Source organism: Nocardioides sp., from assembly GCF_035503875.1.
GTDB lineage: Bacteria > Actinomycetota > Actinomycetes > Propionibacteriales > Nocardioidaceae > Nocardioides.
The window spans coordinates 60,708-77,120 of record NZ_DATJTA010000070.1; the positions used below are offsets into that span (position 1 = coordinate 60,708).

General features: G+C 72.0%; 12 protein-coding genes. 8 read left to right on the forward strand and 4 right to left on the reverse strand.

All coding sequences use genetic code 11. The annotated features are described in order from the left end of the window. The first annotated feature begins 88 nt into the window (after positions 1-88). Positions 89-1,420, forward strand: a complete 1,332-nt coding sequence (locus tag VMF51_RS16715; RefSeq protein WP_325475587.1) for a helix-turn-helix domain-containing protein — start codon at positions 89-91, stop codon at positions 1,418-1,420. On the opposite strand, the gene VMF51_RS16720 is transcribed toward VMF51_RS16715, so the two are convergent. Both VMF51_RS16720 and VMF51_RS16725 read right to left on the reverse strand, forming a co-directional pair. After that, positions 1,401-2,066, reverse strand: a complete 666-nt coding sequence (locus tag VMF51_RS16720) for a response regulator transcription factor (RefSeq protein WP_325475588.1) — start codon at positions 2,064-2,066, stop codon at positions 1,401-1,403. The genes VMF51_RS16715 and VMF51_RS16720 overlap by 20 nt on opposite strands. Beyond that, positions 2,063-3,265, reverse strand: coding sequence for a sensor histidine kinase (locus VMF51_RS16725; protein WP_325475589.1), 1,203 nt, complete (start codon positions 3,263-3,265; stop codon positions 2,063-2,065). Before VMF51_RS16725 ends, VMF51_RS16720 begins: the two co-directional genes overlap by 4 nt. 293 nt (positions 3,266-3,558) lie before the next feature. Here VMF51_RS16725 and VMF51_RS16730 point away from each other — a divergent pair, with 293 nt between their 5' ends. Both VMF51_RS16730 and VMF51_RS16735 read left to right on the forward strand, forming a co-directional pair. After that, complete coding sequence (locus tag VMF51_RS16730) at positions 3,559-7,383, forward strand: Ig-like domain-containing protein (protein WP_325475590.1); 3,825 nt, start codon at positions 3,559-3,561, stop codon at positions 7,381-7,383. A 79-nt stretch (positions 7,384-7,462) separates the two neighbouring features. Further along, a complete protein-coding gene (locus tag VMF51_RS16735; protein ID WP_325475591.1) occupies positions 7,463-7,744 on the forward strand; it encodes a LacI family DNA-binding transcriptional regulator in 282 nt (93 codons plus the stop codon). Here the strand turns inward: VMF51_RS16735 and VMF51_RS16740 are convergent. Further along, positions 7,714-8,376, reverse strand: a complete 663-nt coding sequence (locus VMF51_RS16740; RefSeq protein ID WP_325475592.1) for a class E sortase — start codon at positions 8,374-8,376, stop codon at positions 7,714-7,716. The two genes, VMF51_RS16735 and VMF51_RS16740, sit on opposite strands and share 31 nt — an antisense overlap. 115 nt (positions 8,377-8,491) lie before the next feature. Between VMF51_RS16740 and VMF51_RS16745 the strand changes: the two genes are divergently transcribed. Genes VMF51_RS16745 through VMF51_RS16765 form a run of 5 tightly spaced genes read left to right on the forward strand, consistent with a single transcriptional unit; the run spans position 8,492 to position 12,346 of the window. Next, positions 8,492-9,625 (forward strand): hypothetical protein, encoded by a 1,134-nt coding sequence (locus tag VMF51_RS16745; protein ID WP_325475593.1) that lies wholly within the window; start codon positions 8,492-8,494, stop codon positions 9,623-9,625. Next, the gene (locus tag VMF51_RS16750; protein ID WP_325475594.1) at positions 9,622-11,211 is read left to right on the forward strand and encodes an Ig-like domain-containing protein; all 1,590 of its coding nucleotides are present in this window, start codon (positions 9,622-9,624) and stop codon (positions 11,209-11,211) included. Before VMF51_RS16745 ends, VMF51_RS16750 begins: the two co-directional genes overlap by 4 nt. 53 nt (positions 11,212-11,264) lie before the next feature. Next, a complete protein-coding gene (locus tag VMF51_RS16755; protein WP_325475595.1) occupies positions 11,265-11,690 on the forward strand; it encodes a DUF7144 family membrane protein in 426 nt (141 codons plus the stop codon). Between the two features lie 14 nt (positions 11,691-11,704). Further along, entirely contained in the window at positions 11,705-12,124 is a 420-nt protein-coding gene (locus VMF51_RS16760; RefSeq protein WP_325475596.1) for a DUF6325 family protein, read from the forward strand. Between the two features lie 3 nt (positions 12,125-12,127). Then, positions 12,128-12,346 (forward strand): SHOCT domain-containing protein, encoded by a 219-nt coding sequence (locus tag VMF51_RS16765; protein WP_325475597.1) that lies wholly within the window; start codon positions 12,128-12,130, stop codon positions 12,344-12,346. A 24-nt stretch (positions 12,347-12,370) separates the two neighbouring features. On the opposite strand, the gene VMF51_RS16770 is transcribed toward VMF51_RS16765, so the two are convergent. Further along, complete coding sequence (locus VMF51_RS16770) at positions 12,371-16,051, reverse strand: leucine-rich repeat domain-containing protein (RefSeq protein ID WP_325475598.1); 3,681 nt, start codon at positions 16,049-16,051, stop codon at positions 12,371-12,373. Positions 16,052-16,413: the final 362 nt, after the last annotated feature.

The following is a 16,413-nucleotide window of genomic DNA, read 5'->3' on the forward strand; positions in this document are numbered from 1 at the left end:
CTCGGGACCTGGCGTACTGCGGACGCAGTACGCCAGGTTCCTGTCGTGGGCTGATGCCGTCGGGCGCCAGGTCCGGTCTACTGGCGCGGTGACGACGGCTCAGCAGGTGACGCTCACGCGCGCGCCGTGGACGTGCCGCCTCCGCCCGCGGGACGACCACCCCGGGAGGCGGCCCTCTGCCGCGCCCGCAGTGCTGGCCCGGGCGTACGCCGACCTCGGGGCCGGCCCCGTGCGGTGGGCCGTGGAGACCGCGGGCGTGCTGCTCGCCGAGCTGCGTCGCAGCGCGGGCGACCGCTGCGGCGGACCCGCCTGCACCCGGAGCATCGAGACCGAGCTGCTCGCGCTCCTCCTCCAGCTCCGCGACGGACGGACGGTGAGCGACCTGCGGGTGCCGCAGGCGTCCCTCGACGACGCCCGCCGGCTGGCGCGGGAGGGGGTGCCCGCGATGGTGCTCACGGAGGCGGTGTGGCGCCTCCACGTCCATGTCCAGGAGGCGATGCTCGCCGCGACGACGCCTCCTGGCGACGGTGACGGCGACGCATCGACCGACGCACGCGTGTGGGACGACCTCCTGCTGCTGACCCGGTACTCGGAGCTGGCGGCCACGGCGCTGGTCTCGGCCTACGAGGACGAGCGCTCGCGATCGGACGAGTGGTCCGTGCGACGGCAGGAGACGATCGAGCGGCTCGTGGCGGGGGAGCCGGTCGCGACCGCCGACGAGGATCTGCTCGGGGTGCGTCTCGGCGGCCATCACCTCGTGGCGATCGCGACGGACCCGGCCGGTGGGGGCGCCCTGGACGCCGACGACCCGCGGGTCGCGCGGTTCGCGGCGGCCGTGACCGACCTGCTCCCGGGGTGCTCGCTGCTCTCGGCGTCCCTGGGCTCGGAGACCTTCCTGTGCTGGTCGCGACCCCGGCCGATCACGGCGGCCGACGTCGCCGAGGTGGGGCGGCTCGCCGTGCCCCGGGGCGTGGCGATCGCCGTCGGCGACCCGCACCTCGGCCCGGCCGGCGTGGCCCGGGGCTATGTCGACGCGAGACGCGCCGCGACCGTCGCCTCGATGTCCGAGCGGGACCGCCCGTGGTTGCACGGCGACGTGCTGCTGACCGCGGCGCTGCTGGCCGACCCGGTCGCCGCGAGCCGGCTGGTGTCCCGCGAGCTCGCGGGCGTCATGGGACGCGACCAGCGGTCGGCCGACCTGCGCCGGACGGTCCTGATGTTCCTCCGCTCGGGCGGCAGCCGGCAGTCGGTCGCCCACGAGCTGGGTCTCGCCCCGACCACGGTCGCCTACCGCATCGAGCGGTTCGAGCGACTGCGCGGCCGGCGCGTGCCCGAGTCGCGCCTGGAGACCTGGGCCGCGCTGACCGTCGTCGACCTGGTGCCGTCGCTGCTCGAGGGCCTCAGCGATAGCGGGGCGTGACCAGTCCGGTCTCGTAGGCCAGCACCACGAGCTGTGACCGGTCGTGCCGGTCGACCTTGGTCATGGTCCGGTTGAGGTGGGTCTTCACGGTGAGCACCGTGATGCCGAGCTGCTCGGCGATCTGCTGGTTCGTCCGGCCCTCAGCCACCAGCCGCAGCACGTCGAGCTCGCGCTCCGTGAGTCCCTGCAGGTCGGGGTGGATCTCGTCGGGGTCCACGGTGCCCGCGTGCCGGTCGAGCAGGTGCCGGGTCGCGCGCGGCGACAGCAGTCCCTCGCCCCGGTGCACGGTCCGGATCGCCTCCAGCAGCACCTCCGGCTCCGCCCCCTTGCCGACGAAGCCGGACGCCCCGCTCCGCACGGCGCGGACGACGTAGTCCGGGTCGTCGTCGAACGTGGTGAGGATCAGGACCCGGGCGCCGGTGGACCCGGTGTCGCCGGTGATCATCCGGGTCGCCTCGATCCCGTCCAGCACCGGCATCCGGACGTCCATCACCACGACGTGCGGTCGCAGCTCGCGGGTCAGGCGGACCGCCTCGACGCCGTTCTCCGCGGACCCGACCAGGCGCAGGTCGGGCTCCTGCGCGACCAGGTCCCGCACGGCGTTGCGGATCAGGCTCTGGTCGTCGACGACGAGGATGTCGATCACGGGGTCACCGGGTTCTCGTGGTTCTCGTGGTTCTCGTGGTTCTCGGGCAGCTCGGCGGTGAGCGCGAACCGGTCGCCGTCCGCCTCGACCCGCAGGGCGCCGCCGACGGCGACCACCCGCTCGCGCATCCCGCGCAGCCCGAAGCCCTCGACGAGGCTCACGCCCGGCTCCGCGGCCACGTTGGACACCTCGACTCCCGAGCACCGGGCCTCGAGCCGGATCCGTACGACGACGGGCGCGTCGTGCCGGCCGTGCTTGTAGGCGTTGGTCAGCGCCTCGCGGACCACGGCGTACAGGACCGGGTTGACCGAGCCGGACTGCTCGGCGCCGGGCCCGTCGTACGACACCGTCAGCCCGGGGGAGAGGGTGCGGAACTCCTCGACGAGCAGCCGGAGCTCGGCGACGTCGGGACGCGGCTCGGCGTCGTCCCACGGGCCCTCGCGCAGGCCGGTCAGCAGGTCCGAGATCGAGGCGATCACGGCCCGCCCGGCCTCGCGGACCGTGACCAGGGCGGCCTCGGCGTCGTCCGGCCGCTCCCGGAGCGAGCGCGAGGCGACCCCGGCGTTGAGGTTCATCACGGCGATCTGGTGGGCGACCGAGTCGTGCAGGTCGCGGGCTGTTCGGAGCCGGTCCTCGGCGAGCAGCTTCCGGGCGTCGGCGTCGCGGGATCGCTCTGCGGCGAGAGCGCGCTGGCGCAGGGCCTCGGTCGCCTGGTTCCGGGAGCGGGTCGCCAGGCCGAGGGCGGCCGGGAAGGTGACGGTGAGCGCGGCCACGACGACGTACATGGAGTTCCAGCGCCAGCCCGTGTCCCAGGCCATCAGGGTCACCTGCAGGAGGAGGACCACGCCGAACGCCACGCGTGCCCGGCGGGCCGGCTCGTGCGCGACCACCAGGTAGACCGCGATCATCAGCGCCAGGTGGTAGCCGGCCCCGCCGATCTCCACCCAGTAGGGCAGGGCGTCGAGCACCACGGTGACCGCGAGGGCGCCCAGGGGGAACCGCCGGGCCACGAGGACGGCCGCGGCGGCCACGAAGATCAGGCACTGCGTCCAGGTGTCCGGGAGGGCCAGGCGGAGCGTCGCGTCCGCGCTGCGGCCGACCATCGTGGCCGCCAGGACCGCGAGCGCGAGGAGTGCGCCGGCGACGCGGGGGCGCCACGCCCCGCGGACGTCGGACGCGGTGGCGGAGCTGCCTGCCATGGGCGGTGCACCTCCCGTGCGGTCTGTCGCTCTCCCGGCCTGTCGTCCGCGACAGTCCGCGCCGAGAACTCTGTCGTCGGCGTCATTGTCGGCGGCGAGTGACGGTCGTCACGATAGGACGACGTTGTGAAACGTTCAAATCCAGCCTCGTGATGCTGCGTCCCGACCGGCACGTCCTGGCAGGTGCGTGCGCAGGAACGTTTCACCCCTAAGGAGAGCGAGTGAGAAGTATGCGCAGTAGGACACGAGTGGCGGGTGCGGCGACGCTGTGCCTGTCGCTGAGTCTCTCGGCCATGGCCCTGGGCGCGGTGGCGCCCGCCGGGGCCGAGCCGTCGAGCACGGCGACGTTCGCGTCGTCCGCGCCGGGCGGCGTCCGGACGGCGGCCAGCACCGAGAGCTCGGCGTTCGCCCGCCACCTGGAGAGCAAGTACGTCGACCCGGACCGGATCTACAGCAGCGACGTGCGCTGGTGGCTCGGCGAGGCCGCGCACACCGACGAGACGCTGCTGGAGGAGATCCAGGCGCTGTACGACGCCGGCTTCCGCGGGGTCGAGCTGTGCATGCAGACCGACAACGCCCCGGACGCCGACTACGCGTACGGCTCCGAGATGTGGACCCACAAGTGGAACCTCATCATGAACAAGATGCTCGACCTCGGCATGGCGGTCTACCTGACCTCGGGCACCAACTGGGCCACGTCGAACGTGCCCGGGCTGGACCCGGCGAGCCAGGCCGCGATGCAGGGCCTGATCCAGGGGACCACGACCATCGAGGCCGGTCAGACCCTGACCTCGCTTCCGGCGCCGGCGGCGAACGCGCGCCAGGCCGGGGCGACGTTCGTCAACGCCTACGCCTACCGGGTCACGAACGGCACCACGGTCGACCCGGACAGCTACGTCGCGCTGCCGGCCGCGACCCAGGGCGCCGACGTCTGGGAGCGGACCCTGAGCTGGACGCCGCCGAGCGACGGCACCTGGCGGGTCTTCAGCACCTGGACCCAGGGCACCTACGAGACCTCCAGCCCGGCCGCGGTGCCCAGCTACACCACCAACTACTTCGACACCCGCGGTGTCGACGCGCTGAAGGCGTTCTGGGAGGAGCACTACCTCGCCGACCCGGCCCTGAGGGCGAAGATCGAGAAGGGCGACGTCCAACTGTTCATGGACTCCCTCGAGATCGAGCACGGCTCCGGTTTCACCTTCTGGTCCGAGGACATGGCCACGGAGTTCCAGAAGCGCAAGGGCTACGACGTCCGGCCGTACCTGTTCCTCATCAGCGGGGTCGTGTCGACCTTCGACCTGCCCTACAACTCGGTCGCCACCCAGGGCACCTACCGGCTCGACGGGGCCGAGCAGCGCCGCCAGGGGATCGTGAACGACTTCCTGGACGTGCAGACCCAGCTCTACCGCGAGCGGATGCTCCGGCCGCTGAAGAAGTGGCTCAACTCCGTCGGGATCGAGACCCGGGCGCAGATCTCCTACGGCAAGGAGGTCGAGATGTCCGAGCCGATCATGGACGTCGACTACCCGGAGGCCGAGAACCTCAACCAGTACAACCAGGTCGACGTCTTCCGGCAGTGGACCGGCGGCTCCAAGCTCGAGAACAAGGTGCTCTCGTCGGAGTCGAGCGCCGGCGTGCCGTCGTACAACGCGACGCGCCAGCTGCACCTGCGCGACGCCTACTCGACGTACGCCGCCGGCTTCCAGCGGATGATCTGGCACATCTGGGGTGCGGGCTTCGGCTACGGCAACTTCCAGTGGCCTGGCTACACCGCCGGTCGCTTCGGCGCCTCCACCTTCCACAACCTCGGGTCGCGCAACCCCGGCTCCCGCGACTACGACGAGTTCAACGCGCACCTCGGCCGGGTCCAGCAGCTGATGCAGACCGGCAAGAGCCGCACCGACGTCGGCTTCATCAGCCAGAAGTGGGTGCACGGCTCGCAGTTCCGCAACGGCGTCGGCAGCGACATCAACCAGATGAACTGGCAGCTGGCGCACCAGGGCATCTACTACCGCTCGACCGAGCTGCAGGACAACGGCTACACCTACGACTACTTCAGCCCGCGGTTCCTCTTCGACGACGACGTCTCGTTCGACACCGAGACGAAGACGATCGAGAAGGCCGGCTACCAGGCGATCGTGCTCTACCAGGACTGGCTGGACCTCGACGGCGCCAAGCGGATCCTGAGCTGGGCCAAGAAGGGCCTGAAGGTCGTCGTCCTCGAGGACGCCGCGTCGCGCACGCCGTACAACGACGGCAAGGACGGCGCCCTGAAGAAGGTCACCGACGAGCTGAAGACCCTCGACACCGTCCGGGTCGCGACGATCTACGACGACATCGACATCGAGAAGGCCGTCCCCGGCGGGTACGACGACAACGTCCTGGAGAAGCTGCAGGAGCTCGGGGTCGAGCCGTACACCGGCTACGAGGAGCCCAACCTCCAGCTGCTCAACCAGACCCGTGAGGACGCCGACGGCAACCGCTACGTCTACCTCTACAACTACGGCGACGACGAGTACCACCAGTACAGCCACCGTCCGGAGATCCGGAACGTGAAGTTCGGGACGAACATCAAGACCGACGTCGAGGTCGACGGGCGGTTCGTGCCGTACCGCATCGACGCGTGGACCGGCGAGGTCACCGAGCTGGCGGACTACCGCTGGGAGAACGGCCGGACCGTCGTACCCGTCGATATCGACCAGAACAACATCGACCTGCTCGCCTTCGAGAAGGTCGACGCGGAGCAGCTGCACATCGTCTCGACCGACGCGGCCTCGGCCCACGCGGCCGGTGACGGGGTGGCGGTCCGCGCCACCGAGAGCGGCGAGGTCACGACCCGGCTCAGCAACGGCAGGACGTACACCGACTCCGTGACGGTGCCCGCCTCCCGCGACATCACCGACTGGGACCTGACGGTCTCCTCGTGGCGGCCGAGCGCGACGGCCGGCGACCTGGTCCGGACCGAGACGATCGGCGACCTGACCACGACCAACCGCAAGACCTCCACGGTCACGACCGACATCGAGGTGCAGCTGGAGAAGCTGACGACGTGGGACCAGATCCCCGAGGTCGGCAAGGCCGTCTCGGGCACGGGTCACTACGAGGCCAGCTTCGACTGGGACGCCGACTCGGCGAGCGGGGCCTACCTCGATCTCGGCGACACCCTCGAGGAGTCGATGGAGGTCTGGATCAACGGCACGAAGGTCGGCGGCCACGTCTCGACCAACCCGACGAAGCTCAAGATGGACGTCGGCGGGGTCGGCAAGCCCACCATCGACGACGGCACCGGCACCCAGGTGCCCCTGGTCGGCCAGGACATCTACACCGGCGGCGTCAGCTGGACGAAGCCCGTGGCGGACGTCAGCGACTACCTCGTCGACGGTGAGAACACGATCGTCATCGACTACTCGTCGGCGCTCGCCAACGTCCAGCTCGACCGCGGGATCGTCCGGGAGGGCAAGAACAACCGCGGCTTCTGGAAGAACGACGTCAAGTACCTCGAGTCGGGTCCCCGCCAGGCCAAGCTCGTGCCGTTCGTCGAGAAGGTGTACGCCGACCCGGCCGCCACCTCGGTGAGCGCGGCCGCGGTCCGGGGCACCTACGGCCGGGCCACCACGGTCCTGGCCACGGTCGCGGGCACGCAGCCCGGCGGCACGGTCACCGTCTCGCGGGGCGCCACGGTCCTCGGCCGGGCCGCGGTCACCGGCGGCACGGCACGGATCGCCCTCCCGGGCACCGCGCTGGGCGCCGGCACCCACACCCTGACCGTGGCGTACGGCGGTGACGCGGCCAACGCGGCCTCGCGGACGACCACGCGGGCCGTGATCGCCCAGGCGCCGTCCCGCGTCCGTGCGGTGGTGGCGCCGAAGCGCCCGAAGGCCGGGACCCGCCCGAAGGTCCGGGTCACCGTGTCCGTCCCGGGCGCGACGGCGACCGGCCGGGTCGCCGTGCTCCGCGGCGGGAAGACCATCGCCTCGGGCACGGTGCGGTCCGGCAAGGCGACGATCCGGCTCCCGAGGCTGGTCGCCGGCAGCCGGAAGCTGACGATCCGGTACGCCGGCAGCGCGAACGTCGCGGGCAGCAGGAAGGCCATCGTCGTCCGGGTGGCCCGCAGGTAGCAGGAACGGTCGCGTGGCGGCGGGAGGTCTCCTCCCGCCGCCACGTCCGCACGTCCACGACGGTCGACAGGAGGCCGCATTGCCCGAGAAGCACACGATCAAGGACGTCGCCCGCGTGGCGGGGGTGTCGATCGGCACGGTCTCCAACGTGCTGAACCGGCCCGGCCAGGTGAGCCCCGGCTACCGGGCGCGCGTCGAGGCCGCCATCACCGAGCTGGGCTTCGTCCGGGACGAGACGGCCTGGAGCCTCCGATCGCGCTCCGGCGCGGCCCGACCGTCGGCCGCACCTCGCCCGAACTCCCCGGAGGAACGATCGGCTGACCCTGGGTCCTACTCGACCGGGACCACGTCGGTGAGGTGACCGAAGGCGACGAGCCGGTCGTCGGTGTGGAAGATCTCGGCGCACGTGACCAGCGTGAGCAGGCGCGGGTCGGGGGAGAGCCCCGGTGGCGGTGCGCCGCTCTCGGGGTCGACCGGCCGGTCCCGGACGACCCAGTCCTCGTCGAAGCCCACGGTCAGCGCGTCGCCCGCGGTGTCGAGCGTGTAGGTGTAGACCGCGTCGCGCGTGCGGATCTCGACCTCGTCACCGGGACGCAGCTCCGGCATCTGCCGCAGCGGCTCGCCGTGCGTGATGCGGTGCCCGCCGAGGGCGAGGTTGCCGGGGTCGCCGGGGGCGGGGCTGGACCCGAAGAGGCCGAAGCCCCGGGTCAGCGTGTCGTCGTCGGTGCCCTCGTACACCGGCACGGCGTAGTCGTCGCCGAACGCCGGGATGCGCACGACGGCGACGACGTCCTCGGCGAGCTCGGTGTCGTCGGACGAGATCGTCCGCCCCGCCGGCTCCGCCCAGGCCCGCTCGGTCGCGGCGACGACGTCGGACTGGTGACGCTGGGCGAGCCAGGTCGTCCCGTAGAGCTGCCAGCCGACGTACCCGAGTACGACGAGTCCGGCGGTGATGAGGACGAAGCCGCTCCATCTCAGCGCCCGACGGTTCATGCCGCCCATCCTGCCCGGTCCCTCCAGGCGGCCGGATCCGGCCATGGCGCTCCGCTCCGACCCGCCCTACGGTGCTGACATGACTCTCGGGGGGCCAGCTCGCATCGCGTCTGCGATGACCGCCCTGGCGATGCTGCTCGGCCTGTCGCTCCTCGTCGCGCCGACGGCGGATGCGGACTTCGGGACCGAGTGCGCCTCGCCCACCAGGACGCTGACGGGGGACCGCACCGCGACCATCGCCGTCGCCGCCGGGGAGGTCCTGCTCCTGCGGGACGGCCGCTTCACGGGCGGCATCGACTCGCTGCCGGCGGGCGGGACCCTGTGCGTCGCGTCGTCGGCCACCGTCGAGGTGCCGTACCTGAACAACCCGGCCGGGTCGCTGGTGGTCGCGCCCGGCGCCTCGGTGACGCTGCCCACCATCTCCGTGACGACCGGGTTCCGGCTCGAGAACGAGGGCTCCGTGGTCGCCGCCGGCCTGAACGTGAACGGCGCGGCCACGATCCGGAACCTGGCCGGAGCAACCCTGGACGTCCGGGGCGGCCTGGCTCCCGCGGCGGGCGCGTTCGTGAACCTCGGCACGATGCGGGTCCGCGGGTCCTTCAGCGTCAACGGGGCCGCCTCACTGGACAACCAGCGACTCCTGACCGTCGAGGGTCCGCTGACGCTCGACGGCCGGTTCACGAACACCGGCGTCACTGCCGTCCAGGGCACGACGACCGTCAACGGCTCCGGGCGGATCGCCAACGAGTGCGCCCTGGTCGTGCAGGGCGGGTTGAGCAACAACGGTCCCTCCACCAACGACGGCTACGTCCTGATCTCGCAGCAGTTCACCAACAACGGGACCTGGCGTCAGTCGCTGAGCGGTGGTCTCGTCGCCACCGACCTGTCCAACGACGGCAGCGTCACGGGGTTCGGCCGCTACGGGTTCGAGGGGACGACGCGGACCCAGGGGACCTTCGCAGGCGACTCCGCGGCCGCCCCCATCGACGTCGACGACCGCACGCCGCCGGCGCCGCCGCAGATCTTCGACGTCCAGTCGGGGACCGTGACCAACGTCGTCCCCGACGCGGTCGCCACGCCTCCGGCCGACGGCTACCCGGCGCCGCAGTGCGCGAGTCCCGTCAGCCGACCCAGCGCGGACCTCGTCGTGTCGAAGACCGGGCCGGCGACGATTGCCCCCGACGGCGAGGTCACCTACATCGTCACCATCACCAACCACGGTCCCTCCGCGGCCGAGGACGTGTCGTGACCGACGACCTGCCGCCCGAGCTCACCGACGTGACCGCCAGCGATACCGGGACCGTCACCGGCGGCACCGTCACCTGGGACCTCGGCACCCTCGCGCCGGACCAGAGCGTCACCCGGACGATCACGGGGACCGGCCCCTCGGCGGGGACCCTTACCAACACCGTGCGCGGGACCACCAGCACGCCCGACCCCGACCCGGGGAACAACGACGGGTCCGCGCCCGCGGCCTCGGTCGAGACCACCGTCGTCGCGACAGTCCCGACGAACAACCCGCCCGTGGCCGAGCCGGCGACGTACCGGACGCCCGTGGACCAGACGGTCCTGGAGCGGCTGGAGGTGAGCGATCCCGACACCGGTCAGGACCTGCGCACCACCTTGGTTTCGGGTCCCGCGAACGGGACGGCGATCGTGCTGCCCTCGGGACTGTTCGGCTACCTGCCGGACGAGGGGTTCACCGGCGTCGACTCGTTCGTCTACGAGGTCTGCGACAACGGCGACCCGCGGCTGTGCGACCAGGCGACCATCACGGTCGAGGTGGTCCCCGTCGCCGCCGACGACATCGTGGAGACCGTGGTGAACACGCCGGCCAGCGTGCCGGAGCTGGCCAACGACCTGGGTGACGACGTGACCGTCAGCATCGTCAGCGGTCCGAGCCACGGCCTCGCCTCGGTCCAGCCCGACGGGAGCATCCGGTACACCCCGGGGCCGGGTTACCTCGGCACCGACGTCATGCACTACCGGATCTGCGCGACCTCCGCGCCGACGCTGTGCGCCGAGGCCGAGGCGGACGTCGTCGTGCGACCGGAGAACCGGCCGCCGCAGCTGCCCGACCAGGTGCTGAGGACCGTCGTCGACCGGCCCGTCGACGGGACCCTGCCCGGCACCGATCCCGACGGCGACCGGCTGACGTACACGATCGTCGGGCAGCCCGCCCACGGCACCGCCTCGGTGTCCGGCGCCGGCACCCGGTACGTGCCGGCGCCCGGCTTCACCGGACGGGACACGTACCGGGTCGTGGTCTACGACGACGGCCTCCCGGTCTTCTGCAGCACCGGCCTCGTCGAGGTCGAGGTCGCGCCACTGGCGGTCGACGACCGCGCCCGCACGGACGCGGGGCGGCCGGTGGGCATCGACGTACTCGCCAACGACGCCGGCGCGGCCGGCCCGCCGGTGGTCACCTCCGGGCCCGGACACGGCCGCGTCGTGTGGCGCTACGGGCGGTACGTCTACACCCCGGACGACGGCTTCGATGGCACCGACCGCTTCCGCTACCGCATCTGCTCACCGGAGCCGGACCCGCTCTGCGCGGAGGCCACCGTCACGATCGTCGTCGACCCGCAGGACGACGACGGCGATCCGGCCGGCGGCGGTGAGGGTGCCGGCGGCGACGATGGCGGCGGCGACGGCAGCGGCGACGGTCAGGACGACTCCGCGGGCGGCATCCTCCCGGACACGGGTGGCCCCGCCCTCTGGCTGGGCCTCCTCGGCGCGGGCCTGTTGACGGGCGGCGGGTGGCTGGTCCGGAGGTCCCGCCGGCTCCCGGGATCCGGCCCTTGGTCCGAATCGGGTGAAGCGGCCGCGTCGTAGTCGTCCGATAGTCCAAGGCATTCGATCGCGGCGGACTATCACCAGGAGACATCATGAGCACGACGTCCGGCTACGAGACGGTCTACGACAAGCCCGGGTCCGAGTGGGCCAGCGGCATCGCGGTGTTCGGCGGGTGCGCCCTGGCGACGCTCGGCATCTTCCAGTTCTTCCAGGGGCTCTCGGCCGCGCTCGAGGACGAGGTGTTCGTCACGACACCGGAGTACGTCTTCAAGTTCGACCTGACCACCTGGGGCTGGATCCACATGATCATCGGCGTCGTGGCCGTCGTCACGGGTGCGGCGATCATCGCCGGCAAGACGTGGGGGTTCGTCCTCGGCATCATCGTCGCCGTCCTCTCGGCGCTGACGACGTTCGCGTTCATGCCGTACTACCCGCTGTGGGCGTTGGTCATCCTGGCCTTCGACATCGCCGTCATCTGGGCGCTCAGCTCGCTCATCTCGCGCGCCCGCACCGCTTAGCGGGAGCCGGCGCGATGAGCCGGGGGCCGGTCGAGGTCGTGGTGCTCACGTTCCCCGCGGACACCGCGACGGCACGGGTCGCGGACGTGGTCAGGGCGATGACGGCGAGCGACGCGGTCGCGCTGATCGACCTGGTGCTCCTCGTCGCCGAGGACGGCGTGGCGGTCGCGGTCGACCTGGAGAAGGTCGACGACCCGACGTTCGCGGGCATCGAGCTGGAACCGGCCACGGTGCTCAGCGTCGAGGACCTGGAGGGGGTGGCCGCGTCGTTGTCGACCGACCGGCTCGCCGCGGTCCTCGCGGTCGAGCACCGCTGGGCGGCGCTCGCCGCGAAGGAGCTGGAGTCCACCGGAGGCACGCTGGCGCTGCACCTGCGGGTCCCGCCCGAGGTCGCCGAGGCGGCGTTCCGTGCCGCCGACGAGCGAGAGGGCTGATCCATGCTGTTGCGTCCCTACTTCGGGCCGAGACTCGGGCGGCCGGGCCTCATCGGACCAGCCGGCCGCACCCCGGTCGACCGACCGCCACCCCCGGCCGTCCCGGCCGGGGGTGCGGTCGACCCGTTGATCGCCGCGCTGAAGGAGCTGGCCTCGCTCCACCGGTCCGGGGACCTCAGCGACGACGAGTTCTCGCAGGCGAAGGCCCGCCTGCTCGCCTGACCGCCCCCGCGGTCAGCGCCTCGTTCAGCGCCGCGGAACGCGCACCACGACCGCCCGGGTCACGTGCGCGCCGTCGATGCGGAACGTGACGAGGACCCGGTGCCGTCCGGGCTTCGCCTTCGCGCCGACCTTCAGGACGAAGGCGTACGTCGACCTCGTGCCCGCTCCCAGCCGCCTGACCTTCAGCCGCTTCGCGCCGGTGGCCCGCAGGGCCGTGGGCGTCTTCGCGCGCAGGGTGGCCGAGATCGGGGCACCGGTCCGGTTCTGCACCAGGAACGGCAGCCGGGCCCGGCCGTCGGCCCGCACGGTCACCGCGCGCCGGACCGCGCTGACGCCGATCGTGCCCTGCGGACCGCGCGGGCCGGTCAGGCCACGCGGTCCCTGCGGGCCGGGTGCGCCGTCGGCGCCGTCCTTGCCGTCCTTGCCGTCCTTGCCGTTCTCACCGGCTGCGCCGTCCTCTCCGTTCTCCCCGTCCTCTCCGCGAGGACCCTGGGGGAGGGTGGTGGAGGTACCGGTGAGCGCGACGCTGCTGGTGCCGCCGGGGACGTCGCTCTCGACGACGAGCCGGGCCGAGGCGGTCGCGTTCTCCCGGAAGGGCTGGAAGCGCACCCGGACGGTGCAGGTCTCGTCCTGGGCGAGGGTCCGGCCGGAGCAGGTGTTGCGGGAGACCAGGAACTCGTCCGCCGAGGCCGAGTCGTCGTCCTCGGTGTGGACCTCACCGACGCGCAGCCGGTTGGAGCCGGTGTTCGTGAGCGTCACCTCGCGCGGCGTTCCCGCCGTGCCGGTCGCCTGGGCACCGAAGGTCCCGGGGGAGCTGAGCGCGGCCAGCGTGCCGGCCGCGCCGGCGAGGGTGACGACGTCGGTGCGGGCCTTGTTGCTCCAGTCGTCGGTGTCGTCCTTGTTCTCCGCGCCGGAGCCGTAGAGCTCGACGTAGCCCTGGTCCATGAGCAGCCGCACCTCGGCGCCCGGGGCGAGTCGCTCGGGCATCTCGCCGATGCCCTCCCAGCCGCCGCCGTTGCGGCTGTGGTTCGGCTCCACGTCCGCGGGCAGCGTCGTCGTGAGCAGGCGCGGCCGGGTGTCCGGGTCGCCGTCCCAGGCCCACAGCTGCTGGGTCTCCGCCGGGGTGGCGCCGCCCGCCCGGGCGCTGAGGACGAGGTACTCGCCCGCGTCGTTCTTGCGGATCTCGCGGATGCTGTGTCCCCCGAGGTCGAGCAGGATCGGCTGACCGAAGCGGGCCTTGGTCGCCGCGCCGGAGGTGAGGTCCTCGAGGTTGGTGATCGTCACGATGAGGGCCTTGCCGCCGACGACGGCCGGGTAGACGGGGGAGCGGAAGCCGACGTACAGCTCGCTGCCGTCGGGCGAGAACTCCGCGCCCTCGATGTTGAGCCCGTCGAGGTCGTCGACCTGCGGGCCGCCGTTCTCCACCAGGGCCGCGCGGAACCCGAACCGGTCCGCGTGGGCGCGGTCCCACTCGATCAGGTCGGTGATCAGGCCGTGGTAGTTCACGCCGGTCCTGGTGAGCTCGGCGTCGGCGCCGGTGCCGGTGAGCGTGGTCTGCTCGATCGTGTGCCGGCCGACCTGGACCTTGCCATCCTTGTCCTTGCCGTGGGAGCCGAACCACCAGATCGTGTCGCCCTTGCGAGCGGAGGCCTCGGCGTCCATCTCGACCTTGCCGCCGGTGCTGTCGTGGGGCAGTGCGAACTCGGCGACCTCCCGCCCGGACACCTCGGCGTCGTAGAGGCGGATGTTGCGCTTCTCGTCGTCCGCGACCAGCAGGTGCCCGTCACCGACCGCGATCGCGGTCGAGGCGTCACTCGCGCCGAGCAGCACCCGGCTGGTGGGCGTGGTCTCGACGGACGACTTGTAGCCCACGTGGAAGACGGTCGTCCTGCCGGTCGTCCCGGTCACGGTGAAGGTGAGCTCCGCGCGCACGTCGCCCTGCGTCGGGCTGATCACGATGGCCCGCTCCGCGCCGGTCCCGATGATCTCGACGTCCTCGGTCGTGAGCAGGTGCGGAGCGGAGGAGACGTGGTGGATCGTGGCCAGCTCGATGGTGATCCCGGTCGGGTCGACCAGCGTGCCGGCGGCGTCGAGCTGACCGACGTAGATCGGGATGGTCGGATTGGTGGGGTCGCCGACGACGCCGGTGCGACGGGTACGGAAGGTGAGATGGGTGCTGCCGTCCTGGTTGAGCACGCCGGAGATCCGCGTGCCGGTCAGGAGTTCCTGGACGACCGGCTTCTCGGGCTCCTCGGCCGCAACGACGGGGCTCGGCTCCGAGGTGCTGGACACCCCGGTCGCGAGACAGGTGACGCGCACCGACAGGCGGTGGCCGACGTCGGTGGCCGAGATCACGTAGTCGCCTCGGCTCGCGACGAACTGGGTGTCCGCGCTCTCCCCCGGGCCACCCATCGTCCGGTTGCTCTCTACGACATCGCTCTCGTAGTACCGCGCGCCGTCGAACTCGTCGCCGTCGCGCAGCCACCGGTAGGAGAACCGGGAACAGGCCCCGTCGGCGAAGGCGGAGCCCCGGTCGCTCACCCGGAGGATCTCGCCGACCTCCGGTGTACTGATCGGCTCGGCCTGGCTGCCGCTCTCGAGGATCTTCTCCTCGACGACCTGCGGGCCGAACTCGTCGCCCGGCTCGACCGGCGGGTTCTCGAAGAGCACCGTCCAGTTCGGGGAGACCGTCACGCTCGGAGCGGCGGCGTCGGTGAGGGTCAGCCGGGAGGTGGCGGGGTCGTAGCCACCGGCGGACGGGTCGACGGCGGGGACGACGGCTGCGGCCGCGTCCTTCAGCGTCAGGACGATCCCGCCGGCGCGGTAGGGACCGGCGTAGACCGACTGCTCGCTCACCTGGTCGCCGGTGGGCGGCCTCAGCCAGGAGGCGAAGGCGGAGAAGTCCGTGATCCGGTTCCGGGCCAGGTTCAGACCCTGGTCGGAGCTCGCGGCGGCGCCGAGCAGCGCGCCGTCCCGGCCGAGCGGCGACAGGGCGGCAGCATCGGTGATCCGGTTGCCGCTGAGGGTGACGGAGCGGAGGTTCGCCGCGTCGAACCTGCCGACCAGCGGAGTGACGTCCTTGACCCGGTTGTTGGCCAGCTGGAGGTCGGTCATGCCGGGAGCGGCGGGGAGCCCCGTGAGGGTGCGGACCTGGTTGTTGTTCAGGTTCAGCATGGTCAGCTTCGTCAGACCCGACAGCGGCGCGACGTCGGTGATCTGGTTGCGCCCCAGCGTCAGGCTGGTCAGGTTCGTGAGCCCGGCCAGCGGGGACAGGTCGGTGATCTGCCCGTTCGGCACGCCGAGCTGGGTGAGCTTCGTCAGCCCGCGCAGGGGCTCCAGACTGGCGTAGGTGTTGCCGGTCCGCACGGTCGCGAACACGGTCAGGTTCGGGAACGCCTCGAGACCGGTCAGGTCCGTGATCGCGCCCCGGACCCGCGCCGAGGCGATGTTGGTGACCAGGCTGGCCTCCCCGACGGTGACGTCCTGGGTGGCAGGCCGGGTGGTCCCGATCGAGGCGGCGAGCGTCGCGTTGATGGCCTCCTTGAGCCGGGCGTCCGGGATCAGGACGACATCGGTGTCGGCGGCTCGGGCAGGTGAGGGCGCGACCAGGGTCGCCCCGGTGGCGACGAGCAGCGCGAGAAGGACAGAGACGAGAGGTCCGGCGGAGCGCGACGTGGCGCTGCGCCGGGAGTGCAGATCCCGCATGGGGGACCACTCCTGACGGATCGGTGGGCGAGGGCAGGCCCTTGCGACGACGCTCGCCCGAGAGTGTCGGGCATCCACGCACAGGACGGCAGAACCCTGGACCGAGTGCGCTGCGTGCGGAGGAAAGTCCCCGATAACAGACCTTGAACAATCGGCGACCCCGCCGGCCCGGCGACGACGTCGACGACCGTTGTCGATCCGGGGGACGGCTCTTGGTCAGAACGTCATCCCGAGTTTCCACGCGGTCCCGTCAAGGTGCGCTTGTCTGAGCGCGCCAGCGACGCGGCAGGGAGTTCCGGGCCACCGGACGAGGTGTCGGGGCTGGCGAGGAGAAGTCGTGTTGAACCGCACTGGACCTGCGG

Excerpts from the sequence above, each read along its gene's own strand:
- VMF51_RS16745 (WP_325475593.1), top strand. The coding sequence starts at position 8,492 with ATGACCGCCCTGGCGATGCTGCTCGGCCTGTCGCTCCTCGTCGCGCCG.
- VMF51_RS16760 (WP_325475596.1), top strand. The coding sequence starts at position 11,705 with ATGAGCCGGGGGCCGGTCGAGGTCGTGGTGCTCACGTTCCCCGCGGAC.
- VMF51_RS16770 (WP_325475598.1), bottom strand. The coding sequence starts at position 16,051 with ATGCGGGATCTGCACTCCCGGCGCAGCGCCACGTCGCGCTCCGCCGGA.
- VMF51_RS16765 (WP_325475597.1), top strand. The coding sequence starts at position 12,128 with ATGCTGTTGCGTCCCTACTTCGGGCCGAGACTCGGGCGGCCGGGCCTC.
- VMF51_RS16755 (WP_325475595.1), top strand. The coding sequence starts at position 11,265 with ATGAGCACGACGTCCGGCTACGAGACGGTCTACGACAAGCCCGGGTCC.
- VMF51_RS16730 (WP_325475590.1), top strand. The coding sequence starts at position 3,559 with ATGGCCCTGGGCGCGGTGGCGCCCGCCGGGGCCGAGCCGTCGAGCACG.
- VMF51_RS16740 (WP_325475592.1), bottom strand. The coding sequence starts at position 8,376 with ATGAACCGTCGGGCGCTGAGATGGAGCGGCTTCGTCCTCATCACCGCC.
- VMF51_RS16725 (WP_325475589.1), bottom strand. The coding sequence starts at position 3,265 with ATGGCAGGCAGCTCCGCCACCGCGTCCGACGTCCGCGGGGCGTGGCGC.